Genomic DNA, 22,285 nt, shown 5'->3' on the forward strand with positions numbered 1-22,285 from the left:
AACCCTTTCCTTTCCTTAAGCCGCATCGCGCTTGGCTTCATTACGGTAAGCCGCTACCGCATCGATCAAGGCTTGAAGAAGCTCGGCGCTTTCGCCGATCACCGACAGGTCGGCCCGTTTGATCATGTCGCAACCAGGATCGAGGTTGATCGCCACCACCTTGTCGCAGGCACCGATGCCTTGCAGGTGCTGGATCGCCCCGGAAATGCCCACCGCCACGTAAACCCGTGCCGTGACCCAAGTGCCGGACGCACCGACCTGACGGTCGCGAGCCATGAAGCCGTCGTCCACCGCCACCCGCGATGCCCCTTCGGTCGCGCCCAACGCCTCGGCCGTCCTGTGGAAAAGTTCCCAGTCCTTGACCCCGTTGCCCCCGGAGAAGATGAACTCCGCTTCAGCCATCGGAATCGCCGCCGGGTCCACCGCCACCGCGCCCAGATCTTCGATCCGCGACAGGCTGCGGGCGACCGCTGTGGATAACTCCACTGGCAAAGCTTCGTGACGGGTTTCGCTGACCGGTTCGGCGCATTCGGCAGCCGCCAGAATCAGGCGGGCGACCGGACGCGCAAGGTCTTGCAAACCAGCACCGGCGCGGCCGATACACTCCTGATCCTTGACCTGCCAGACCCGCGTGGCCGGGCGTTCGCCCAATGCGGCGGCAAAGCGTCGACCCAATTCGCCACCACCGCTGCGGCTGTCGGGCAGCAACCAGTGGCGGGGGCTGAACTGGTTATCCACAGCTCGCAGGCCCTGAACCCGTTGTTCCGGTGCATAACCGCTGAACTCGTCGCCTTCCAGTACCAGCAAGCGGTCAACGCCAGCCGTGGCGAAGGCGTTTTCCTTGTGCTCACCGAACACCACAGCCAATACCGCGCCGTCCTTGCCGGCCAACTGATGGGCCAGGCCGAGCAAGTCGCGGTCGTGGCTGCTCAAGCGGCCGCCGACCATGTCCGGCACCACGCTGATGTAGAACGCAGGTGCAGCCACTTGATGCAGCGGCAATTGCACTTCAACCGCGGCCGAGCGTTTGGTCGCCCCGCCCTGCTGAGCACCGCTGCGGTCGATCCGTTTGATACCGTTGGGGCCGATAAAACCGATCCCGTGAGGGTTCTTGCGGATGATGCCGTTAGGCCCCATCCAGCTGTGTTGCGCCGGTTGCATGGCCGCATGCAGCGGGTGCAGGCGGTTGCGGGCGATCCATTCGGCGCGTGGGTCGCGGCGGATAATGTCGCTCATCAATGCACCTCCGCAGGTTCACGTTTGGCCGGTGCCGATGGCTTTCCCGGCGCGGCGTCTTCGAGCAGCGCATCAGCCACCAGTTCGGCGATGTCCTTGATTAATGGGCGCGGTTCGACCACGCCTTCGAGCATCGCGGTGCACTGTGGGCAACCCACGGCCACCAGTTCGGCGCCGGTTTCGCGAATGTCTTCCATGCGCATGTCGGGAATCCGCTGTTTGCCCGGAATGTCGGTGATTGGCGCACCGCCACCACCGCCGCAGCAGCGTGAACGGAAACCGGAGCGTTGCATTTCCTTGATCTCGATGCCCAGGGCACGCAGCACTTCACGCGGCGCCTCGTATTCGCCGTTGTAGCGGCCGAGGTAGCACGGGTCGTGATAGGTCACGCTGCTGCCTTTGTGCTGACCCAGGTTCAGGGCGCCATCGCCAATGATCTCCGCCATGTAGGTGCTGTGGTGTTGCACGAGGTAGTTGCCGTCGAAGGCGCCGTACTCGTTTTTCAGCACGTGGAAACTGTGCGGATCGCAGGTGACGATGCGGTTGAAGCTGTACTTCGCCAAGGTCTGGATGTTGCGTTTGGCCAACAGCTGGAAGGTCGCTTCGTCGCCCAGGCGTCGTGCCACGTCACCGCTGTCGCGCTCTTCAAGCCCCAGCACCGCGAAGTCGACCTTGGCCGCTTTCAGCACTTTGACGAAGGCACGCAAGGTGCGCTGGTTGCGCATGTCGAAGGCACCGTCGCCGACCCAGAACAGCACGTCGGTGGATTTCTTCTCGCTGAGCAGGTTCAGGTTCAAATCCGCCGCCCAGTTCATCCGCCCGCCCGGCGCGAAGCCGCCCGGGTTGTCGGTGGCGATCAGGTTTTCCAGGACTTCGGCGCCCTTGTTCGGGGTTGCGCCTTTTTCCAGCGTCAGGTGACGGCGCATGTCGACGATGGCGTCGACGTGCTCGATCATCATCGGGCATTCCTCGACGCAGGCACGGCAAGTGGTGCAGGACCACAGGGTTTCAGCGTCCACCAGACCGTTGACGATCGGTTGATGCGGATTGCCGCCGTGTTCGCCGATGGCTTTGCCTGGATACGGGCTGCCAGCGAATTTGGCGTCGGTACCGCCCGCCAAACCAACGACCATGTCCTGAATCAGTTTCTTCGGGTTCAGCGGCTGACCAGCGGCAAACGCCGGGCACGCGGCTTCGCATTTACCGCACTGCACGCAGGCGTCGAAGCCCAGCAGCTGGTTCCAGGTGAAATCCTTGGGTTTTTCCACGCCCAGTGGCGCGTCCGGATCATTCAGGTCCAGCGGCTTCAAACCGGTGGAACGGCCGCCGCCAAAACGCTCGGCGCGACGGTGCCAGGCCAGGTGCAAGGCACCGGCGAAGGCGTGTTTCATCGGCCCGCCCCAGGTCATGCCGAAGAACAGTTCCGACACGCCCCAGAGCACCCCGACGCCGAGGATCGCGGCGACCAGCCAGCCACCGAAGTTTTCCGGAAGGATGCCGGCGACCGGCAGGGTTAGCAGGAAGAACGATGCCGAGAACGCCATCAGGCTTTTCGGCAGGCGCATCCACGGCCCTTTGGACAAGCGCGCCGGGGGGTTGCGACGGCGCAGGAACATGAAGATCGCGCCGACAAACATCACCGCCGACATCAACAGCAGTGCATAACCGAGGATGCGGTTATGCAGGCCAAAACCATGCACCAGAATCGCCAGCACAATGGAAGCCACCGCACCACCAGCCGTGGCGACGTGGGTATTGGCAATGTATTTGTCCCGCGCGACGACATGGTGCAAATCGACCATGTAGCGTTTGGGCATGGCGAACAGGCCACCGATCAGGTCGACTTTCGAAGCCCGGCCTCGGCGCCACATAGCCACCCGCCGCAACGCGCCCAGGACAGCCAGGCCCAAGGCAGCGAACAACAGGATTGGAAGAAGGGTGTTCAACATCAGAGTCACCTCTGGCGAGGTGCAAGCTACAAGCTACAAGCTGCAAGAAAGAGCAGCGGCGAGGCTGAGCTTTTACTTGCGGCTTGCAGCTTACGGCTTGCAGCTACGCCGTCAAAAATCCTTACAGAGCCGGAGTGCGTCATAAATGGCGGCGTGGGTGTTGCGCTGCGCCACGCAGTCGCCGATGCGGAACAGCAAGTAGCCGTCGCCCGCCTGACTCAGCGAAGGTTGCGGCTTGATCGCGAACAGGGCTTCGATGTCCATCTGGCCTTTGTTGCGCGAGCCTTCCTTCAGCGCGTAATAGATTTCTTCGTCCGGGCGCACGCCGTTTTCGACGACCACCTGATCCACCACCCGCTCCTCTTTGGCGCCGGTGTATTCGTTTTCCAGCACCGCCACCAGCTTGTCGCCTTCGCGGTAGACCTTCTCCAGCATCATGTCGCCGGTCATGATCACTTCTTTGGGGTACATGCTGCGGTAGTAAGTCGGGAACGACGTACCGCCGATGGCCACGCCCGGCTTGATGTCGTCGGTGACGATCTCGACCTGGCTGCCCTTGTCAGCAAGGAAGTCGGCAACCGACATCCCCGTGAACTCGCAAATGGTGTCGTATACCAGCACGTTCTTGCCCGGTGCGACTTTGCCGTCCAGCACGTCCCAACTGCTGACCACCAGGCCTTCAGCCGCGCCCCAGTGTTCGTTCTGCTCCAGGAACGGATGACCGCCAACGGCGAGCACCACCACGTCCGGACGCAGGTCGAGAATGGTCGCCGCATCCGCCGCCACGCCCAGGCGCAGGTCGACTTTCAAACGTGCCAGTTCCAGCTGGAACCAGCGGGTGATACCGGCAATCTGATCCCGTTGCGGGGCTTTCGATGCGGTAGTGATTTGCCCGCCGATGAATTCTTTCTTCTCGAACAGGGTCACGTCGTGACCACGTTCGGCCGCCACCCGAGCGGCTTCCATCCCGGCAGGACCGGCACCGACCACCACGACTTTGCGCTTCACACCGGTCGATTTCTCGATGATGTGCGGCACGCCCATGTATTCACGGGAAGTCGCGGCGTTCTGGATGCACAAGACGTCCAGGCCCTGGTACTGACGGTCGATGCAATAGTTGGCGCCGACACACTGTTTGATCTGGTCGACCTGGCCCATCTTGATCTTGGCGATCAAATGCGGGTCGGCAATGTGGGCGCGCGTCATGCCGACCATATCGACGTAACCGCCTTCCAGAATTCGGGTCGCCTGGTTCGGGTCCTTGATGTTCTGCGCGTGCAAAACCGGAGCCTTCACCACTTCCTTGATACCGGCGGCCAAATGCAGGAACGGCTCCGGTGGATAACTCATGTTCGGAATAACGTTGGCCAGGGTGTTGTGGGTGTCGCAACCCGAGCCCACGACGCCGATGAAGTCGATCATGCCGGTGTCGTCGTAGTACTTGGCGATCTGTTTCATGTCCTCGTGGGACAAGCCGTCCGGGTGGAATTCGTCGCCGCACAGGCGGATGCCGACGCAGAAGTCCGGCCCCACTTCCTTGCGCACAGCCTTGATCACTTCCAGGCCGAAACGCATGCGGTTTTCGAAGCTGCCGCCCCATTCGTCGGTACGCTTGTTGACCCGCGGGCTCCAGAACTGGTCGATCATGTGCTGGTGCACGGCAGACAGCTCGACGCCGTCCAGGCCACCGGCCTTGGCCCGCGCGGCTGCGCTTGCGTAGTTGCCGATCACCCGCCAGATTTCTTCCGGCTCGATGGTTTTGCAGGTGGCACGGTGCACCGGCTCGCGGATGCCCGACGGCGACAGCAGCGTTGGCCAGTGCTCGCCGTCCCAACGGGAACGACGACCCATGTGGGTAATCTGGATCATGATCTTGGCGCCATGCTTGTGCATGGCGTCGGCCAGATTCTGGAAGTGCGGAATGATCCGGTCGTCGGCCAGGTTGACCGACTTCCACCAGCCTTGCGGGCTATCGATGGCCACGCTGGAAGAACCGCCGCAAATCGCCAGGCCGATCCCGCCCTTGGCTTTCTCTTCGTAATACTTGACGTACCGGTCGGTGGTCATGCCGCCGTCGGTGGCGTAGACCTCGGCGTGCGCGGTGCTGAGCACGCGGTTGCGGATGGTCAGTTTGCCGATTTGAATCGGTTGAAACATTGCTTCGAAAGCCATGGCGGGTTCCTCGACTTACAACGGCTTGACGGTGAACAAACCGTCGTCGTGGCCTTCTTCGGAGCCACCGTAAACCTGTTCTGCAACGGTGCGGATCGAGCTGCCACGGGCTTGAAGAATCTGGTCCATGGCACCGGCGAACCAGCCAGTGAACATGTAGTCGACCTTGCGCCCGACCTTGCCGTACACGTAGACAAATGCGGAGTGTTCGAGCTTGACGCTGGCGGTGCCTTTGTCGAGGTCGATGTCCTGAATCTTGAATAGGCCCCAGCCGCGTTGCGACAGACGCTTCATGTAGTGCTCGAACACTGCGACGCCTTCCAGGCCATGGCATTCGGCTTCTTTTTCACACCAGTGCCAGGCGGACTTGTAGCCGGCCTTGTAAAGGATTTCGGCGTAAGCGTCGGCGCCCAGTACTTCCTCGATGCCCATGTGGTTGTTGACGAAGAAATGGCGCGGCACGTACAGCATCGGCAGGGCGTCGGAGGTCCAGACACCGGTTTCGCTGTCGACTTCGATTGGCAATTGCGGGGCGATCTTGGCCATGGAAACTTAACTCCAGAAAATTCGTTGTGTTGCCCCCGGCACGGACGGCCGGGGGAAAGGATTCAGAAATGCGGTGGCTTATTCGCCCCAGACGTCCTTGAGGACATTCACCCAGTTCTCGCCCATGATCTTGCGCACCACCCGCTCGGAGTGGCCGCGTTTGAGCAGGGTTTCGGTCAGGTTCGGGAACTCGCCCACGGTGCGAATGCCCAGTGGGTTGATGATCTTGCCGAAGCTGGTCAGACGGCGGGCGTAGCCCTTGTCATGGGTCAGGTATTCAAAGAAGTCCTGGCCATGGCCTTGAGTGAAATCGGTGCCGATGCCGATGGCGTCTTCGCCAACGATATTCATGGTGTATTCGATGGCTTCGGCGTAGTCGTCGATGGTCGAATCGATACCCTTGGCCAGGAACGGAGCGAACATGGTCACGCCGACGAAACCGCCGTGATCGGCGATGAATTTCAGCTCTTCATCGGACTTGTTGCGCGGGTGCACTTTCAGACCCGACGGCAGGCAATGGGAGTAGCAGACCGGCTTCTTGGACTCGAGGATGACTTCTTCGGAAGTTTTCGAGCCAACGTGGGACAGGTCGCACATGACGCCGACACGGTTCATCTCGGCGACGATTTCACGACCGAAGCCCGACAGGCCGCCATCGCGCTCGTAGCAACCGGTACCGACCAGGTTCTGGGTGTTGTAGCACATCTGCACGATACCGACGCCGAGCTGCTTGAACACCTCGACATAGCCGATCTGGTCTTCAAACGCGTGAGCATTCTGGAAACCAAAGAGGATGCCGGTCTTGCCCTGTTCCTTGGCCTTGCGGATATCGGCGGTGGTGCGCACCGGAATCACCAGGTCGCTGTTCTCGCGGATCAGCTTCTGGCTGGCGGCGATGTTGTTGACAGTGGCCTGGAAGCCCTCCCACACCGACACGGTGCAGTTGGCCGCGGTCAGACCGCCCTTGCGCATGTCTTCAAACAACTCGCGGTTCCACTTGGCAATAATCAGCCCGTCGATAACGATGCTGTCGGCGTGCAATTCGGCTGGGCTCATCAGGCTGTCCCCTATTAGCGATTCATGCGCCGAATCGTGTGCCGGCGCTTTGGGGCCAGCATATGCCTCGGTGCAGGGGTAGCCGGGTGCAAAAACGACAGGGGGTTTGCCGAAAGCGTCAATCCGCGACAAAGGGTCGTCAATAGGCGTCGTTGCCTACCTATCCAATGTCGCCCGCTTGGGCCAGAATTCGCCGCACTGGATGTTTACTGAATGCATGACTGGATTAAGGGGCGGCGGCGTAATGAAATCGATCTTCCTGGCTTTGGCACTGATAGCGACGGGCGTACAAGCCGCTGAAGAAGCCGACGACAACCCCTGCGACGCCGTCGAAAACGAAATCCAGACCCTGGAATGCTCCGCCTACAGCAGAACCACCGCCGAACAACTGCTGAGCGAAAACTACCAAAGCCTGACCGAGCGCATGCAAACGCTTTACGGCAACAACAAGACGCAACTGACCGACATCACCGCCAAAATCAAAACCGCGCAACAGCAATGGCTGAAAACCCGCGACGCGGATTGTGCAGTCGAAGCATTCCCGGCGACGAGCGGTAGCAAGGCGTTCACCATCGCGCAAAATGATTGCGTGGCACGCATGAGTGACGAGCGGTCGGAGTTTTTGGAGTCGATTGGGCAGGAGTGATCCTGAATCGTCCGTCGAAAGCTGGTAGCCCCACCAGCTTTTTTACCTTCAATTAAGATCTTTCCCACAGGTGTCACCGAGCAAGCCTACAACTCTCGCTGAGTAAGGGTTAAAGCAGTTTTTTTCGAGCAACATCCCGACAAATTTCGTTTATTGGCCACCTGAAAAATATAAGTAAAGATTCGCAAAATCTTATAAAAGACTTATATTCTCCATGAACAGCATTCACTGGACTCGAAAGGCCGTTAAGCAGCTCTTGAAATTGCATTCCGTTCATCAGATCCAGGTTCGTGATGCCATCACGGCGCTAGCTGGCATGCCTGATGTAGGCAATGTCAAAGTACTGGTTGGTCATGATTACGCCTATCGACTGCGAGTCGGTCGTTATCGGGTCATGTTCAACTGGGATGGCGCGATCAAAGTGGTCAGTATTCAAGAGGTCAAAAAACGCGATGAACGCACCTACTGAAATTCAAATCATCAACGACGCGGAGGGAAAACCGGCATTCGTGGTCATTCCTTACGCGCAGTATGTGGCGCAGAAGATCGAGCCCGATCTGATCCCCCACGAAGTGGTCAGTCGCATCGTCGATGGCGCGACACCCATTCGCGCCTGGCGCGAATACCTGAACCTTACGCAGGATGAAGTTGCCAAGCGCATGGGCATTTCCCAACCGGCTTTCGCCCAGCAAGAGACGGTCGCCAAGCCCCGCAAGGCAACCCGTGAAAAAATTGCCGCTGCTTTTGGCATTACTGCCAACCAACTAGAGTTGTAAGTTGAACGCCAGGAAAAGGGACTGAAATGAGAATCTGCGGCATTGAAATCAAAGGCAGCGAAGCGATCATCGCCGTGGCCTCCCTCGACGGTCAGGCGCTCAGTCACGTCGCCCTCGCCACCAGGAAAATCGCCCTCGACGAGGACGACGAAGCCGCCAATGTCAAAATCTTTGCCGCTCAGGTGGCGTCGTTTGTTCGCGAGAATTCCATCGACCGGATCGTGATCAAGAAGCGCAGCAAGAAAGGCGAATTCGCCGGTGGGCCGACCACGTTCAAGATCGAGGGGATTTTCCAGTTGCTGGAAAATTGCGAAGTGACGCTGCTGTCGCCCCAGACCATCAATGCGCAGAACAAGAAGTTCGATTTTGCCCTGCCGGAGACGCTGAACAAGTATCAGCATGAGGCGTACAAGGCGGCGTGCTCGGCACTGATGAAGAAGTAACATTTACTCTCATCAACACAGATCATTGTGGGAGCGGGCTTGCCCGCGATGGCGGTGTGTCTGTCAACATCAACATTGAATGTGCCGGCCTCATCGCGGGCAAGCCCGCTCCCACAGGTTTCTCGGTGTCGTCACGCTTGGGCGGTACGCCTATCTTCCCGCGGGCACCGCTCAAACTTCGCCCGATAGCTTCGGGTGAAATACGACGGTGATTCAAACCCGCACGCGATACTCACTTCCAGCACGCTCATATCGGTCTGGCGCAGCAATTGCCGGGCTTTCTCCAGCCGCAAGCGCAGGTAGAAATTGCTCGGCGTGTCGTTCAGGTGCAGGCGAAACAGGCGTTCCAGCTGGCGCCGGGTCACTTTGATCGATTCGGCCAACTCCAGCGTACTCAGCGGCGGTTCGCTGTGCTGCTCCATCTCTCCGATCACGTGAACAAGTTTCTTGTTGCTGATGCCATAGCGCGTGGCGACTTCCATGCGCTGGTGGTCTTTGCGCGGGCGAATGCGCCCGAGCACGAATTGTTCGCTGACCTGGATCGCCAGTTCCGGGCCGTGGGCCTGGCCGATAAGGTCAAGCATCAGGTCGATGGAGGCCGTGCCGCCGGCAGAGGTAATGCGCCGACGGTCGATCTCGAACAATTCCTGGGTAACGCTCAGCTGTGGATAAGACTCCTTGAAGGCGTCGATGGCTTCCCAGTGCAGGGTCAGGCGATGGCCGTCGAGCAGGCCGGCTTCAGCGAGGATGAAGCTGCCGGTGTCGATGGCGCCGAGGGTCACGCCTTCGTTGTCCAAGCGGCGCAACCAATGCTCCAGTGCCGGGCTGGTGAACTTCAGCGGCTCGAAACCGGCGACTACCAGCAAGGTAGCGCCTTTCTTCAGGGGTTCCAGCGCCGCATCGGCGTTGACCGACATGCCGTTACTGGCCAAAACCGCCCCGCCATCCGCGCTCAATACATGCCAGCGGTACAGCTCGCCGCGAAAGCGATTGGCGACCCGCAGCGGCTCAATGGCCGAGATAAAACCGATCGCCGAAAAACCCGGCATCAACAAGAGGTAGAAATCCTGGGGCATGGAGCGCACTCGCTTAGCAGGTAAAAAGAGGCCAGGTAACGAGAGGGCGGCTAGCGTGTGGACGTTGATACGCCACTTGCAAGCGGCATTCAAGGGCTCAGGTCGCCGCAGTGCAAGAGCTGGTCGCCGCAGTGCGTTTTCACGGGCCTTGAGCTGCGTAACTTGGCACCACCGGCGCACAAAGATGACCGGACCCACAATAACGACCTGCCGAGGAACCCGACATGAAACGACTGATCAGCAGCTGTGTTCTTGCACTCAGCGGTACCGCTTTCTTGAGCGCCAGTGTCATGGCGGCCGAACCCGCATCGTGCCAGAACGTGCGCATGGGCGTAGTGAACTGGACCGACGTGATCGCCACCAGCGCCATGACCCAGGTCTTGCTCGACGGTCTCGGCTACAACACCAAACAGACCAGCGCCTCCCAGCAAATCATCTTCGCCGGGATTCGCGACCAGCGCCTGGACTTGTTCCTGGGCTACTGGAACCCGCTGATGACGCAGACCATCACCCCGTTCGTCGATGCCAGGCAGGTCAAAGTGCTCGAAGCACCCAACCTCAAGGATGCCCGCGCCACCCTCGCCGTCCCGACCTACCTCGCCGATAAAGGCCTGAAAACCTTCGCCGACATCGCCAGATTCGAAAAAGAACTGGGCGGCAAGATTTATGGCATCGAGCCTGGCTCGGGCGCCAATACGCAGATCAAGGCGATGATCGCCAAGAACCAGTTTGGCTTGGGCAAGTTCCAGCTGGTCGAGTCCAGCGAAGCCGGCATGCTGGCAGCGGTGGATCGCGCCGTGCGGCGCAAGGAAGCCGTGGTGTTTTTCGGCTGGGCGCCACACCCGATGAACGTCAACGTGCAGATGACCTACCTCACCGGCAGCGAAGACGCTCTCGGCCCGAACGAAGGCATGGCCACCGTGTGGACGGTCACCGCGCCCGATTACTTGCAGCAATGCCCGAATGTCGGGCGCCTGCTGAGCAACCTGACGTTCACCGCCGAAGACGAGAGCCGGATGATGCAGCCGTTGCTCGATCACAAGGACGCTTTCGAATCGGCGAAGCAATGGCTCAAGGATCACCCGCAAGACAAGCAACGCTGGCTCGAAGGCGTGACCACCTTCGACGGCAAACCGGCGGCTGAAAACCTCAAACTGACCAGTCAATAAACCCGAAATGAACCACCTATTCGCAGCCCGATGCGGGCTGCGAACGGAATCGTCACGCCCAGAGCCACACCCATAATCACGCCTGTAAGGAACCTGCCCCATGAACCACGACGTCATCATCACCTGCGCACTCACCGGTGCTGGCGACACGACCGCCAGAAGCCCACATGTGCCGGTCACCCCGAAACAGATCGCCGCAGCCGCCGTGGAGGCCGCCAAGGCTGGCGCCACCGTGGTCCACTGCCATGTTCGCGACCCGCAAACCGGCAAGTTCAGCCGTGACGTGGCGCTGTACCGCGAACTGATGGAGCGTATCCGCGAGGCCGACGTCGACATCATCGTCAACCTCACCGCCGGCATGGGCGGCGACCTGGAAATCGGCGCGGGCGAGCACCCGATGGAGTTCGGCCCGAACACCGACCTGGTCGGCCCACTGACCCGTCTGGCCCACGTCGAAGAATTGCTGCCGGAAATCTGCACCCTGGATTGCGGGACCCTGAATTTCGGCGATGGCGACACCATTTACGTGTCCACCCCGGCGCAACTACGTGCTGGCGCCAAACGCATTCAAGAGCTGGGCGTTAAGCCTGAGTTGGAAATCTTCGACACCGGTCACCTGTGGTTCGCCAAACAGATGATCAAAGAAGGCCTGCTCGATAACCCGCTGTTCCAATTGTGCCTGGGCATCCCGTGGGGCGCGCCGGCGGACACCACCACCATGAAAGCCATGGTCGACAACTTGCCGGCCGATGCGGTCTGGGCCGGGTTCGGCATCGGACGCATGCAAATGCCCATGGCGGCGCAAGCGGTGTTGCTGGGAGGCAACGTGCGGGTGGGCCTGGAAGACAACCTGTGGCTGGACAAGGGTGTTTTGGCGACCAACGGCCAACTGGTCGAACGCGCCGGCGAAATCCTCAGCCGTCTCGGCGCCCGCGTTCTGACCCCGGCTGAAGGCCGCAAGAAAATGGGCCTGACCAAACGCGGTTAACCCACATACAAAACCTGTAGGAGCGAGGCTTGTGTGGCGAGGGGGCTTGCCCCCGTTGGGTCGCGAAGCGGCCCCAAAACCTGTAGCCGCGGAGTGTCAGCCACACCGCATGCAATGTTTTACGACTGCTACGCAGCCGAACGGGGGCAAGCCCCCTCGCCACACAAGCCCGCTCCTGCAAAGATCACCGAACTCTTTAGGACGTCGCCATGAGCTTTATCACTGATATCAAAACCTTCGCCGCCCTGGGCAGCGGTGTCATCGGCAGCGGCTGGGTGTCTCGCGCCCTCGCCCACGGCCTCGACGTGGTGGCCTGGGACCCGGCGCCGGGTGCCGAAGCGGCCCTGCGCAAACGCGTCGCCAATGCCTGGGGCGCACTGGAGAAACAAGGCCTGGCACCCGGCGCGTCACAGGATCGTCTGCGCTTTGTCGACACCATCGAAGAATGCGTTCGTGACGCGGATTTCATCCAGGAAAGCGCTCCGGAGCGACTGGAGCTGAAACTGGAACTGCACAGCAAAATCAGCGCGGCGGCCAAGCCCAATGCCTTGATCGGTTCCAGTACATCGGGGCTGTTGCCGAGCGAATTTTACGAGAGCTCGACCCACCCGGAACGCTGCGTGGTCGGGCACCCGTTCAACCCGGTTTACCTGCTGCCATTGGTGGAAGTGGTCGGTGGCAAGAATACCGCGCCGCAAGCGGTTCAGGCGGCAATGAAAGTCTATGAATCCTTAGGGATGCGCCCCTTGCATGTGCGCAAGGAAGTACCTGGTTTTATCGCCGACCGCTTGCTCGAAGCGCTATGGCGGGAGGCGTTGCATCTGGTCAACGACGGCGTGGCGACCACGGGTGAAATCGACGATGCGATTCGTTTTGGCGCGGGCCTGCGCTGGTCGTTCATGGGCACCTTCCTGACTTATACCCTGGCGGGTGGCGATGCGGGCATGCGGCACTTCATGGCGCAATTCGGGCCAGCGTTGCAGTTGCCCTGGACCTATCTGCCGGCACCGGAACTGACCGACCAATTGATCGATGACGTGGTGGATGGCACCCGCGAGCAGTTGGGCCAACACAGCATCTCGGCGCTGGAGCGCTATCGTGATGATTGCTTGCTGGCGGTGCTGGAGGCGGTGAAGACCACCAAAGAGAAGCATGGAATGGCGTTCAGCGAGTAATCCCTTGCACTGATCGTTCCCACGCTCTGCGTGGGAACGATCATCCACCTTCCGGAACCCCAATCATGCCCACCCTCACCACCTACCAAACCAGAATCATCCCCGACTGGGTCGACTACAACGGCCATCTGCGCGATGCCTTCTACCTGCTGATTTTCAGCTACGCCACCGACGCGCTGATGGATCGACTGGGCATGGACAGCAACAACCGCGAAGCCAGCGGCAATTCGCTGTTCACCCTCGAACTGCACCTCAATTATCTGCACGAAGTGAAGCTCGACGCCGACGTCGAAGTGCACACCCAGATCATTGGCCATGACAGCAAGCGCCTGCATCTGTATCACAGCCTGCATCTGGCAGGCACTGACAAGGAGCTGGCGGGTAATGAACAAATGCTGCTGCACGTCGACCTCGCCGGACCTCGATCCGCCCCGTTCAGCGAAGAAACCTTGAGCAAGTTGCAAGCCATTGTCGCCGAGCAAGCCGACTTGCCCGCCCCCGCCTTCATTGGCCGAGTGATCGCTTTGAGAACGCCCCCTACGCCCGAAAAATAAAGGAGCTCGTCATGAACACCGCCGCCGCTGTTGCCGATTTCCGCACCTACCCGTTAATCAGCGCGTTGACCGCCGTGCACACCCTGGCGGACCGCATTCACGTGCAGTGGGCGGACGGTCGGGTCAGCCCTTTTCATCATCAATGGCTACGGGACAACTGCCCATGCCCGCAGTGCGTTTACACGGTGACCCGCGAGCAAGTGCTGGAAATCGTTGATGTCGCGGAAGATCTGATCGCCAACAGTGCACAGATCGATGCCGAGGGTTGTCTGTGTGTCGCTTGGCAGGACGGCCACCTCAGCCGCTTCGACCCGGGCTGGCTGCGAGCCCACGCCTATGACGATGAATCCCGCGCCGAACGCCGGGCCGCCAAACCGAAAAGCAAGTTGTGGGACAGCCACCTGAAGCTTGCAGTGTTCGACTATCAGGCACTGATGGATGACGACAATGCTTTGCTGCAATGGCTATTGGCGGTGCGCGACATCGGCCTGACCCAGGTTCGCGGCGTACCCACGCAGCCAGGCTCGCTGAAGCTGATTGCCCAACGGATTTCGTTCATCCGCCAGAGCAATTTCGGCGTGCTGTTCAACGTGCAATCCAGGGCCGATGCCGACAGCAATGCCTACACCGCCTTCAACCTGCCTCTGCACAGCGACCTGCCCACACGAGAGCTGCAACCGGGACTGCAATTTCTGCATTGCCTGGTCAATGACGCCGACGGTGGCGAGAGCATTTTCGTCGACGGTTTTGCCATCGCCCAAGCCTTGCGCCAGGAAGATCCCGAGGCATTTCGGGCCTTGTGTGAAATCCCCGTGGAATTCCGCAACAAGGACCGCCACAGCGACTACCGCTGCCTGGCGCCGATCATCGCCCTGGACGCTTTCGGGCAGGTGTCGGAAATCCGCATGGCGAACTTTCTGCGCGGGCCGTTCGATGCTTGCGTCGAGCAAATGCCCGGGTTCTATCGCGCGTACCGACGCTTCATGGCGATGACCCGCGAGGCGCGGTTCCGGGTGATGACGCGGCTCAACCCCGGCGAGCTGTGGTGCTTCGACAACCGCCGCACCCTGCACGCCCGCAACGCTTTCGACCCCGCTACCGGCGCCCGGCATTTCCAGGGGTGTTATGTCGACCGGGATGAGTTGTTGTCGCGAATTCTGGTGTTGCAACGCTAGACCGCGTCATCGTTCATCGCGGGCAAGCCACGCTCCCACAGGCATCACGCAAAACTCTGTAGGAGCGAGGCTTGCCCGCGAAAGCGTCAGCCCAATCAACACTTTTCATCACTGATTCACAGGCAAAAAAAACCCCGATCAAGCCGTGACAGGATCGGGGCAGAGGTGGGTACTGTTGAGGAGCTGTTGCGCGAGGGTGACCAAACCTTCGTGAAGCCAGCTGAATCCAGTGTGCCCACTCTCCTTGTTTGCAAGTTAGCCGAAAACGACATGTTCATAGCCAATGCGGCCATTGCGACAAATCGTCCTTGCCGCCACCCCCAGCCCCTACCAGAATCGAGCCACGACACCGTTCCCAGAAGAAGGATTGCGTCATGATGCACGCCGATTTGATTGACCAGGAAGACCTGTTGGGCCAGCTGAAATCGTTGGGCTTTCAAGTGCCGAATGGCTCTACAGCCGAGCAGGCTTGCGAGTGTGCGGTACGTGGCTTGAACGATGAGCGGGCGATGACGCTACGCACGATGGTGAAGCAGATGTACACCAGCAGCGCGACCATCCTGCCGGCCGTGCGCCAGGCGATCGACAAGCAATTGCTGCCGGCGTTGGCGGCGTACCAGCAAAGCCGTAGCGCCTGATTTCTGGGGTGTTAACACTTTGTGGCGAGGGGGCTTGCCCCCGTTGGGTCGCGAAGCGGCCCTGAAATCTTTGCGACTGCTACGCAGCCGAACGGGGGCAAGCCCCCTCGCCACAATAGCCCGCGCGGTCTACAGCCTTACGCTCGCAAACGTCGACTCATTGCGCGCCTGACTCAATGCCGACAGCGGCCCGGACAATGGCGACAGCACCAACGCTTGCGGCAGCGGCATCATCGCCACTTGTTGCGTGGTGTTGGACCCCACACGCTCGTCGCGCGGCGGAATGCCGAAGTATTCGCGGTAGCACTTGGAGAAGTGCGGCGTAGACACGAAACCGCACACAGACGCCACTTCGATGATCGACATCGGCGTTTGCTTGAGCAACTGCCGGGCACGGATCAGGCGCAGCTTCAGGTAGTAACGCGACGGCGAACAGTGCAGATATTTCTGGAACAACCGCTCCAGCTGACGACGCGACACGGCGACGTACACCGCCAGTTCGTCGAGGTCGATCGGCTCTTCGAGGTTGGCTTCCATCAATGCCACGATTTCCTGCAGCTTCGGCTGGTTGGTGCCGAGCATGTGCTTGAGCGGCACGCGCTGGTGATCCTGCTCGTTGCGGATGCGTTCGTAGACGAACATTTCCGAGATCGCGGCCGACAGTTCGCGACCGTGATCGCGGCTGATCAAGTGCAGCATCATGTCCAGCGGCGCAGTGCCGCCGGAGCTGGTGAAACGGTTACGGTCGAGGGTGAACAACCGGGTGCTCATGGCCACTCGAGGGAAAGCTTCCTGCATCGACGCCAGGCATTCCCAGTGCACGCTGCAATCGAAACCGTCCAGCAGACCGGCGCACGCCAGAGCCCAGCTACCGGTGCAGACTGCGCCCAGACGACGGGACTGACGCGCCTGGCTTTGCAGCCACGACACATGCTCGCGGGTTACGGTGCGCTGAATGCCGATACCGCCGCATACGATGACGGTGTCCATGGGAGGCGCTTTGTGCATGGAGGCGTCGGGGGTGATCTGCAGACCGTCACTGGCCCAGACCTGACCGCCATCGACGGTGAGTGTGCTCCAGCGATACAGCTCGCGGCCGGACAATTGGTTGGCCATTCGCAGAGGTTCTACTGCGGAGGCCAGAGAAATAAGCGTGAAATTGTCCAGCAGCAAAAAGCCGATGGATTGAGGCGCACGGTTCTGGGGTTGAGCCCCGGAGTTGAACGTCGTCATCGCGGTATCTCCTCACACAAAGCGGGTGATGGCCTCAGGCGGAGGCTCTTTTTATTGCCATCGTTCTCGCGTGGGAGACGGGCTTTGTAATGACAGAGCAATTGCCATGCCTAAAATTGAATACGTGTTCAATAACTCCTGAAAACGACGTCGCGATGCGTCTAGATATGGCGCGCAGAGATAAGAGGTCATAAGTGCCATTAGAGGCCGCAAACCCGCTACCCCGTTGCCTGTGAGCAAATCGGTAGCACTTGTGGGAACAGGGCTGCGAGGCTCCAGGGGAGAGTGTCACCGCAAGCACGGCGACGGACGGTCAGGCGTGAATTGGATCCCTGGCGGGGGCAGACAGGCTTACCTGTTTGCGACGCGCCAAAACGTGGCACGTTTTGGTGCGAGTGTTCACTTGGTGCGCAGTTTTGACTGTTTTGATGGGAATGAGATCGCGGTGGCGAGGGGGCTTGTCGGAACGCCGCATCGCCCCGTTCGGCTGCGCAGCAGTCGTAAAGATTTCAGGGGCGCTGCGCGACCCAACGGGGGGGCAAGCCCCCTCACCACAGGTCAACCCGGTATCAGCACTCGACCGCGCTGACTGCTAACCCACCGCGCGATGTCTCTTTATATTTGTCGTGCATGTCGGCACCGGTATCACGCATGGTGCGGATCACCCGGTCCAGCGAGATAAAGTGCTGACCGTCGCCGCGTAGCGCCATCTGAGCCGCGTTGATCGCTTTCACCGCGGCAATCGCATTGCGCTCGATGCACGGCACTTGCACCAGCCCACCCACGGGATCGCAGGTCAGGCCGAGGTTGTGTTCCAGGCCGATTTCCGCCGCGTTGCACAATTGCTCCGGTGTGGCCCCGAGAATTTCCGCCAACCCGGCCGCCGCCATCGCGCAAGCCGAACCGACTTCACCCTGGCAACCGACCTCGGCACCGGAAATCGAGGCGTTCTTCTTGCACAGAATCCCCACCGCCGCGGCACTGAGGAAGTAATCGACCACGTTGGCGTCTGTCACTGCCTCGCTGAACTTCATGAAGTAGTGCAACACCGCCGGAATGATCCCAGCCGCGCCGTTGGTCGGCGCCGTCACCATGCGCCCGCCGGCAGCGTTTTCTTCGTTGACCGCCAGGGCGAACAAGTTCACCCACTCCATGGCGCTCAGGGTCGAGCCGATCACGTTGGGCTTGTTCAGTTCTTGCAGGCTGCGGTGCAATTTGGCTGCGCGACGACGCACATTCAGGCCACCGGGCAAGATGCCTTCGTGCTTGAGGCCTTGCTCCACGCAATCTTGCATCGCGCGCCAGAGTTTCATCAGGCCGGCGCGAATTTCTTCTTCGCTGCGCCAGACTTTCTCGTTGGCCATCATCAGCTCTGCAACGCGCAGGTTGTGCTGCTTGCAGAGACTGAGCAGCTCGACGGCACTGGAGAAATCGTAAGGCAGCACGGTGCGGTCCAGATCCACCACGCCGCTGGAAGCCTGTGCCTCATCGACGACAAAACCGCCACCGATGGAATAGTAGGTGTCGCGATGCAATTCACCGTGATCGCCTTCGGCAACCAGGGTCATGGCGTTGGGATGGAACGGCAGGTTCTCGTCGATCAGGCGCATGTCCCGGGCCCAGATGAACGGGACCGACAAGCGACCGTCGAGCAATAACGTGTCGGTTTCACGCAGGGTCTGGATGCGGATGCCGATTTGCGACGGATCGATCGCGTCCGGCCACTCGCCCATCAGGCCCATGATCACTGCGTTGTCGCTGCCGTGACCGATACCGGTGGCCGAAAGCGACCCATAAAGCTGAACCTCAACGCGCCGTATCTGCTCCAAAAGTCCCTGTTCACGCAAACCTTGCACGAACAGCGCCGCGGCGCGCATAGGCCCCACGGTGTGCGAACTGGAAGGGCCGATGCCGATTTTGAACAAGTCGAAAACGCTGATAGCCATTACTGCTGAACTCCTGGATGTGCCTGCTCCAGGCGCAAAAGCGCCCAGTGGCGGAGCTGCTACGCTCAAGCTGCAATCCGCCGAGATGGCCGCATCATCAGGCTTTTGTCATGTCGCTCAACGTCTCACACCGACGCACTCATGCCCGCTAGCGCCGCAAGCCGCTTACGCAATGTTTTCGCCGTTTTTTTGCGGATCAGCGGGGCTGAACCGGCTGAAAAAAGCTGTAAACGACGTTACCGACACTGGATGCGACCATCCCTGTACTGGTTACGACGCACCCTGTAGGCGTCAGATTTTCACTGGTACATGATCGTATCGACTCGATTGCAAGGCGCCGTGGTAGAGATGTCTCCAAAACGCCATCCAACCGCAACAGATAAGTGCGGTGGTCCAGTCGGAACACTGCCAAAAAAAACACCAAGGAGTCGCCCCTTATGAAAGGTTCCCCGTCGTTGTTGTTGGCCGCCATGCTGAGTATGCCGTTCCTGGCTCAAGCCGCAGAACCGGCCCAATGCAACACCGTAAACTTCTCCGATGTCGGCTGGACGGACATTACCGTCACTACCGCCACCACCAGCGTCGTTCTCGACGCCTTGGGCTACAAGACCAAGACCACGATGATTTCCGTGCCGGTGACCTACAAGTCGCTGGCCGACGGCAAGAACATGGACGTGTTCCTCGGTAACTGGATGCCGACCATGGAAAACGACATCAAGGCCTACCGCGATGCCGGCACCGTCGAGACGGTGCGCGCTAATCTGGAAAACGCAAAATACACACTCGCCGTCCCCGAAGAGTTGTATAACAAAGGTCTGAAAGATTTCGCCGACATCGCCAAGTTCAAGAAAGAACTCGACGGCAAGATCTATGGCATCGAACCGGGTAACGACGGCAACCGCCTGATCCAGAGCATGATCGACAAGAACGCCTTCGGCCTCAAGGACGCCGGCTTCAAGGTGGTCGAGTCCAGCGAGGCAGGCATGCTCTCGCAAGTCGATCGCGCCGAGCGCCGCAACACCGCCGTGGTGTTCCTGGGCTGGGAACCGCACCCGATGAACACTCGATTCAAGATGAAGTACCTGACCGGCGGCGACGAATACTTCGGCCCGAATTTCGGCCAGGCGACCATCTACACCAACACCCGCAAGGGTTACACGCAGGAATGCAGCAACGTGGGTCAGTTGCTGAAGAACCTGGTGTTCACCCTCGACATGGAAAGCACACTGATGGGCAATGTCCTGGACGACAAAATGAAGCCTGACGCGGCCGCCAAGGCCTGGCTGAAAAAGAATCCACAGGTGCTCGATACCTGGCTCGCTGGCGTGACCACCATTGACGGTAAACCAGGCCTGGAGGCCGTGAAAGCCAAGCTCGCGCAGCCTTGATTTAGGGAGCATCGCTTACGCCGGACGGCTTCGGCTGTCCGGGCTGTTTATTTCCTTGCATGCGGACGTTCACTACCATGCTGATTGATCAGAAAATACCTTTAGGCCAGTACATCGCGGGCTTCGTTGAATGGTTGACGCAACACGGCGCCAACACCTTCGACGCAATCGCCGTGTCTCTGGAAACGATGATCCACGGCGTGACTTTTGCGCTGACCTGGTTCAACCCGCTGGCATTGATCGGCCTCATCGCGCTACTGGCGCACTTCATTCAACGCAAATGGGGCCTGACCGCTTTCGTCGTCGCCTCTTTTCTGCTGATCCTCAATCTGGGGTACTGGCAGGAAACCATGGAAACCCTCGCCCAGGTGTTGTTCGCGACCATGGTGTGCGTGCTGATCGGCGTGCCGTTGGGCATCGTCGCCGCGCACAAACCGATGTTCTATACAATGATGCGGCCGGTGCTCGATCTGATGCAGACCGTGCCGACTTTCGTGTACCTCATTCCTACCCTGACCCTCTTCGGTCTGGGTGTGGTCCCGGGTCTGATTTCGACGGTGGTGTTCGCGATTGCCGCGCCCATCCGCCTGACCTACCTGGGCATCCGCGATGTGCCGCAAGAACTGATGGACGCCGGCAAGGCCTTTGGCTGCTCGCGCCGTCAGCTGCTCTCGCGAATCGAACTGCCCCACGCCATGCCAAGCATCGCGGCCGGTATCACCCAGTGCATCATGCTGTCGTTGTCGATGGTGGTGATTGCGGCACTGGTGGGCGCCGACGGCCTGGGCAAACCTGTGGTCAACGCACTGAACACTGCTGATATCGCACTGGGCTTCGAAGCAGGCCTGGCGATCGTACTGCTGGCGATCATGCTCGACCGTATCTGCAAACAACCCGAAGCCAAAGTAGGGGGTGACGCATGAGCATTATTCGCTTTGAAGACGTGGACGTGATCTTCTCCAAAGACCCGCGCGCCGCGCTCAAGCTCCTCGACGAGGGCATGACGCGCAATGAGATCCTGAAAAAGACCGGGCAAATCGTCGGTGTCGAAAAGGCCAGCCTGGACATCGAAAAAGGCGAAATCTGCGTGCTGATGGGCCTGTCTGGCTCAGGTAAATCCAGCCTGTTGCGCTGCATCAACGGCCTCAACACCGTCAGCCGTGGCAAATTGTTCGTCGAGCATGAAGGCAAGCAGATCGACATTGCCTCCTGCACGCCGGCGGAACTGAAAATGATGCGTACCAAACGCATCGCGATGGTGTTCCAGAAGTTCGCCCTGATGCCTTGGCTGACGGTGCGCGAGAACATCAGCTTCGGCCTGGAAATGCAGGGTCGCCCCGAGAAAGAACGTCGCAAACTGGTGGACGAGAAGCTTGAGCTGGTGGGCCTGACCCAGTGGCGCAACAAAAAACCCGATGAGCTTTCCGGCGGTATGCAACAGCGTGTCGGCCTGGCCCGAGCGCTGGCAATGGATGCCGATATTCTGCTGATGGACGAACCGTTCTCGGCCCTCGACCCGCTGATTCGCCAAGGCCTGCAAGACGAACTGCTGGAACTGCAACGCAAACTGAGCAAGACCATCGTTTTCGTGAGCCACGACCTCGATGAAGCCCTGAAGCTGGGCAGCCGTATCGCCATCATGAAAGACGGCCGGATCATCCAGTACAGCAAGCCGGAAGAAATCGTCCTCAACCCTGCGGACGATTACGTGCGTACCTTCGTCGCCCACACCAATCCGTTGAACGTATTGTGCGGTCGCAGCCTGATGCGCACCCTGGACAACTGCAAACGCATCAACGGTTCGGTGTGCCTGGATCCGGGCGGCGATTCGTGGCTGGACCTGGCCGAAGGCAACACCATCAAAGGCGCACGCCAGAACGGTTCGAGCCTGGACCTGCAGAACTGGATACCGGGGCAAGCGGTTGAAGGTCTGGGGCGTCGCCCAACGTTGGTAGATTCCAGCATCGGTATGCGCGATGCGCTGCAGATTCGTTACCAGACTGGTAACAAGCTGGTGCTGCACGACAACAACAAGGTTGTCGGGATTCTCGGCGACAGCGAGCTGTACCACGCGCTGCTCGGCAAGAACCTGGGGTAAAAAGCAACAGACACAAAAACG

At 60.0% G+C, this 22,285-nt stretch carries 21 protein-coding genes; 13 read left to right on the plus strand and 8 right to left on the minus strand.

The genetic code is table 11. The features are described from left to right. Window positions 1-15 precede the first annotated feature (15 nt). The 5 genes from BZL43_RS18750 to BZL43_RS18770 all read right to left on the minus strand — a co-directional run bounded on the left by BZL43_RS18750 (window position 16) and on the right by BZL43_RS18770 (window position 6,959). Window positions 16-1,236 (minus strand): electron transfer flavoprotein subunit alpha/FixB family protein, encoded by a 1,221-nt coding sequence (locus BZL43_RS18750; RefSeq protein WP_095633678.1) that lies wholly within the window; start codon window positions 1,234-1,236, stop codon window positions 16-18. Beyond that, entirely contained in the window at window positions 1,236-3,185 is a 1,950-nt protein-coding gene (gene dgcB, locus BZL43_RS18755) for a dimethylglycine demethylation protein DgcB (RefSeq protein WP_095633679.1), read from the minus strand. The genes BZL43_RS18750 and dgcB overlap by 1 nt, the downstream gene beginning before the upstream one ends. Before the next feature lie 111 nt (window positions 3,186-3,296). Continuing rightward, window positions 3,297-5,357 (minus strand): dimethylglycine demethylation protein DgcA, encoded by a 2,061-nt coding sequence (gene dgcA, locus BZL43_RS18760; RefSeq protein WP_095633680.1) that lies wholly within the window; start codon window positions 5,355-5,357, stop codon window positions 3,297-3,299. Window positions 5,358-5,372: 15 nt separating this feature from the next. Then, window positions 5,373-5,903 (minus strand): DUF5943 domain-containing protein, encoded by a 531-nt coding sequence (locus tag BZL43_RS18765; protein ID WP_007907543.1) that lies wholly within the window; start codon window positions 5,901-5,903, stop codon window positions 5,373-5,375. A 78-nt stretch (window positions 5,904-5,981) separates the two neighbouring features. Then, entirely contained in the window at window positions 5,982-6,959 is a 978-nt protein-coding gene (locus tag BZL43_RS18770; RefSeq protein ID WP_007907542.1) for a dipeptidase, read from the minus strand. A 244-nt stretch (window positions 6,960-7,203) separates the two neighbouring features. Between BZL43_RS18770 and BZL43_RS18780 the strand changes: the two genes are divergently transcribed. The 4 genes from BZL43_RS18780 to BZL43_RS18795 all read left to right on the plus strand — a co-directional run bounded on the left by BZL43_RS18780 (window position 7,204) and on the right by BZL43_RS18795 (window position 8,824). After that, window positions 7,204-7,605 carry a lysozyme inhibitor LprI family protein gene (locus tag BZL43_RS18780; RefSeq protein WP_095633682.1) on the plus strand — a complete coding sequence of 134 codons (402 nt, stop codon included), beginning with the start codon at window positions 7,204-7,206 and terminating at the stop codon, window positions 7,603-7,605. Window positions 7,606-7,819: 214 nt separating this feature from the next. Then, entirely contained in the window at window positions 7,820-8,074 is a 255-nt protein-coding gene (locus tag BZL43_RS18785; RefSeq protein WP_095633683.1) for a type II toxin-antitoxin system RelE/ParE family toxin, read from the plus strand. Next, window positions 8,058-8,381 carry a helix-turn-helix domain-containing protein gene (locus BZL43_RS18790; RefSeq protein ID WP_095633684.1) on the plus strand — a complete coding sequence of 108 codons (324 nt, stop codon included), beginning with the start codon at window positions 8,058-8,060 and terminating at the stop codon, window positions 8,379-8,381. The genes BZL43_RS18785 and BZL43_RS18790 overlap by 17 nt, the downstream gene beginning before the upstream one ends. 26 nt (window positions 8,382-8,407) lie before the next feature. Beyond that, entirely contained in the window at window positions 8,408-8,824 is a 417-nt protein-coding gene (locus BZL43_RS18795) for a DUF3010 family protein (protein ID WP_095633685.1), read from the plus strand. A 131-nt stretch (window positions 8,825-8,955) separates the two neighbouring features. On the opposite strand, the gene BZL43_RS18805 is transcribed toward BZL43_RS18795, so the two are convergent. Then, window positions 8,956-9,900 (minus strand): GlxA family transcriptional regulator, encoded by a 945-nt coding sequence (locus BZL43_RS18805; protein ID WP_095633686.1) that lies wholly within the window; start codon window positions 9,898-9,900, stop codon window positions 8,956-8,958. A 224-nt stretch (window positions 9,901-10,124) separates the two neighbouring features. On the opposite strand from BZL43_RS18805, the gene BZL43_RS18810 reads away from it, so the two are divergent. The 6 genes from BZL43_RS18810 (at window position 10,125) to BZL43_RS18845 (ending at window position 15,599) form a co-directional block, all read left to right on the plus strand. Then, window positions 10,125-11,069 carry a choline ABC transporter substrate-binding protein gene (locus tag BZL43_RS18810; RefSeq protein WP_095633687.1) on the plus strand — a complete coding sequence of 315 codons (945 nt, stop codon included), beginning with the start codon at window positions 10,125-10,127 and terminating at the stop codon, window positions 11,067-11,069. A gap of 100 nt (window positions 11,070-11,169) precedes the next feature. Next, the gene (locus BZL43_RS18815; protein WP_095633688.1) at window positions 11,170-12,057 is read left to right on the plus strand and encodes a 3-keto-5-aminohexanoate cleavage protein; all 888 of its coding nucleotides are present in this window, start codon (window positions 11,170-11,172) and stop codon (window positions 12,055-12,057) included. 209 nt (window positions 12,058-12,266) lie between these two features. Next, on the plus strand, window positions 12,267-13,232 hold the full coding sequence (locus BZL43_RS18825) for an L-carnitine dehydrogenase (protein WP_095633689.1): 966 nt from the start codon (window positions 12,267-12,269) through the stop codon (window positions 13,230-13,232). Between the two features lie 65 nt (window positions 13,233-13,297). Next, window positions 13,298-13,786: a thioesterase family protein gene (locus tag BZL43_RS18830; RefSeq protein ID WP_095633690.1), complete on the plus strand. Its 489-nt coding sequence runs from the start codon at window positions 13,298-13,300 to the stop codon at window positions 13,784-13,786. A gap of 11 nt (window positions 13,787-13,797) precedes the next feature. Beyond that, window positions 13,798-14,961: a gamma-butyrobetaine dioxygenase gene (locus tag BZL43_RS18835; protein ID WP_095633691.1), complete on the plus strand. Its 1,164-nt coding sequence runs from the start codon at window positions 13,798-13,800 to the stop codon at window positions 14,959-14,961. Between the two features lie 374 nt (window positions 14,962-15,335). Next, on the plus strand, window positions 15,336-15,599 hold the full coding sequence (locus tag BZL43_RS18845; protein ID WP_095633693.1) for a hypothetical protein: 264 nt from the start codon (window positions 15,336-15,338) through the stop codon (window positions 15,597-15,599). A 129-nt stretch (window positions 15,600-15,728) separates the two neighbouring features. Here BZL43_RS18845 and BZL43_RS18850 read toward each other — a convergent pair whose 3' ends face one another. After that, complete coding sequence (locus BZL43_RS18850; protein ID WP_095633694.1) at window positions 15,729-16,832, minus strand: GlxA family transcriptional regulator; 1,104 nt, start codon at window positions 16,830-16,832, stop codon at window positions 15,729-15,731. Window positions 16,833-17,401: 569 nt separating this feature from the next. Then, entirely contained in the window at window positions 17,402-18,778 is a 1,377-nt protein-coding gene (locus tag BZL43_RS18855) for an L-serine ammonia-lyase (RefSeq protein WP_095633695.1), read from the minus strand. A 437-nt stretch (window positions 18,779-19,215) separates the two neighbouring features. On the opposite strand from BZL43_RS18855, the gene BZL43_RS18860 reads away from it, so the two are divergent. The 3 genes from BZL43_RS18860 (at window position 19,216) to choV (ending at window position 22,264) form a co-directional block, all read left to right on the plus strand. Next, a complete protein-coding gene (locus BZL43_RS18860; RefSeq protein ID WP_095633696.1) occupies window positions 19,216-20,166 on the plus strand; it encodes a choline ABC transporter substrate-binding protein in 951 nt (316 codons plus the stop codon). A gap of 77 nt (window positions 20,167-20,243) precedes the next feature. Continuing rightward, window positions 20,244-21,089: a choline ABC transporter permease subunit gene (gene choW, locus BZL43_RS18865; protein ID WP_095633697.1), complete on the plus strand. Its 846-nt coding sequence runs from the start codon at window positions 20,244-20,246 to the stop codon at window positions 21,087-21,089. Beyond that, window positions 21,086-22,264, plus strand: coding sequence for a choline ABC transporter ATP-binding protein (gene choV / locus BZL43_RS18870; protein ID WP_095633698.1), 1,179 nt, complete (start codon window positions 21,086-21,088; stop codon window positions 22,262-22,264). Before choW ends, choV begins: the two co-directional genes overlap by 4 nt. Window positions 22,265-22,285 lie beyond the last annotated feature (21 nt).

Source organism: Pseudomonas sp. PICF141 (genome assembly GCF_002286815.1).
In the GTDB taxonomy this organism is placed as follows: Bacteria; Pseudomonadota; Gammaproteobacteria; order Pseudomonadales; family Pseudomonadaceae; genus Aquipseudomonas.

What these genes read in the sequence shown, in the direction of transcription:
- BZL43_RS18750 (WP_095633678.1), bottom strand. Translation starts at nt 1,236, where the DNA reads ATGAGCGACATTATCCGCCGCGACCCACGCGCCGAATGGATCGCCCGC.
- dgcB (WP_095633679.1), bottom strand. Translation starts at nt 3,185, where the DNA reads ATGTTGAACACCCTTCTTCCAATCCTGTTGTTCGCTGCCTTGGGCCTG.
- dgcA (WP_095633680.1), bottom strand. Translation starts at nt 5,357, where the DNA reads ATGGCTTTCGAAGCAATGTTTCAACCGATTCAAATCGGCAAACTGACC.
- BZL43_RS18765 (WP_007907543.1), bottom strand. Translation starts at nt 5,903, where the DNA reads ATGGCCAAGATCGCCCCGCAATTGCCAATCGAAGTCGACAGCGAAACC.
- BZL43_RS18770 (WP_007907542.1), bottom strand. Translation starts at nt 6,959, where the DNA reads ATGAGCCCAGCCGAATTGCACGCCGACAGCATCGTTATCGACGGGCTG.
- BZL43_RS18780 (WP_095633682.1), top strand. Translation starts at nt 7,204, where the DNA reads ATGAAATCGATCTTCCTGGCTTTGGCACTGATAGCGACGGGCGTACAA.
- BZL43_RS18785 (WP_095633683.1), top strand. Translation starts at nt 7,820, where the DNA reads ATGAACAGCATTCACTGGACTCGAAAGGCCGTTAAGCAGCTCTTGAAA.
- BZL43_RS18790 (WP_095633684.1), top strand. Translation starts at nt 8,058, where the DNA reads ATGAACGCACCTACTGAAATTCAAATCATCAACGACGCGGAGGGAAAA.
- BZL43_RS18795 (WP_095633685.1), top strand. Translation starts at nt 8,408, where the DNA reads ATGAGAATCTGCGGCATTGAAATCAAAGGCAGCGAAGCGATCATCGCC.
- BZL43_RS18805 (WP_095633686.1), bottom strand. Translation starts at nt 9,900, where the DNA reads ATGCCCCAGGATTTCTACCTCTTGTTGATGCCGGGTTTTTCGGCGATC.
- BZL43_RS18810 (WP_095633687.1), top strand. Translation starts at nt 10,125, where the DNA reads ATGAAACGACTGATCAGCAGCTGTGTTCTTGCACTCAGCGGTACCGCT.
- BZL43_RS18815 (WP_095633688.1), top strand. Translation starts at nt 11,170, where the DNA reads ATGAACCACGACGTCATCATCACCTGCGCACTCACCGGTGCTGGCGAC.
- BZL43_RS18825 (WP_095633689.1), top strand. Translation starts at nt 12,267, where the DNA reads ATGAGCTTTATCACTGATATCAAAACCTTCGCCGCCCTGGGCAGCGGT.
- BZL43_RS18830 (WP_095633690.1), top strand. Translation starts at nt 13,298, where the DNA reads ATGCCCACCCTCACCACCTACCAAACCAGAATCATCCCCGACTGGGTC.
- BZL43_RS18835 (WP_095633691.1), top strand. Translation starts at nt 13,798, where the DNA reads ATGAACACCGCCGCCGCTGTTGCCGATTTCCGCACCTACCCGTTAATC.
- BZL43_RS18845 (WP_095633693.1), top strand. Translation starts at nt 15,336, where the DNA reads ATGATGCACGCCGATTTGATTGACCAGGAAGACCTGTTGGGCCAGCTG.
- BZL43_RS18850 (WP_095633694.1), bottom strand. Translation starts at nt 16,832, where the DNA reads ATGACGACGTTCAACTCCGGGGCTCAACCCCAGAACCGTGCGCCTCAA.
- BZL43_RS18855 (WP_095633695.1), bottom strand. Translation starts at nt 18,778, where the DNA reads ATGGCTATCAGCGTTTTCGACTTGTTCAAAATCGGCATCGGCCCTTCC.
- BZL43_RS18860 (WP_095633696.1), top strand. Translation starts at nt 19,216, where the DNA reads ATGAAAGGTTCCCCGTCGTTGTTGTTGGCCGCCATGCTGAGTATGCCG.
- choW (WP_095633697.1), top strand. Translation starts at nt 20,244, where the DNA reads ATGCTGATTGATCAGAAAATACCTTTAGGCCAGTACATCGCGGGCTTC.
- choV (WP_095633698.1), top strand. Translation starts at nt 21,086, where the DNA reads ATGAGCATTATTCGCTTTGAAGACGTGGACGTGATCTTCTCCAAAGAC.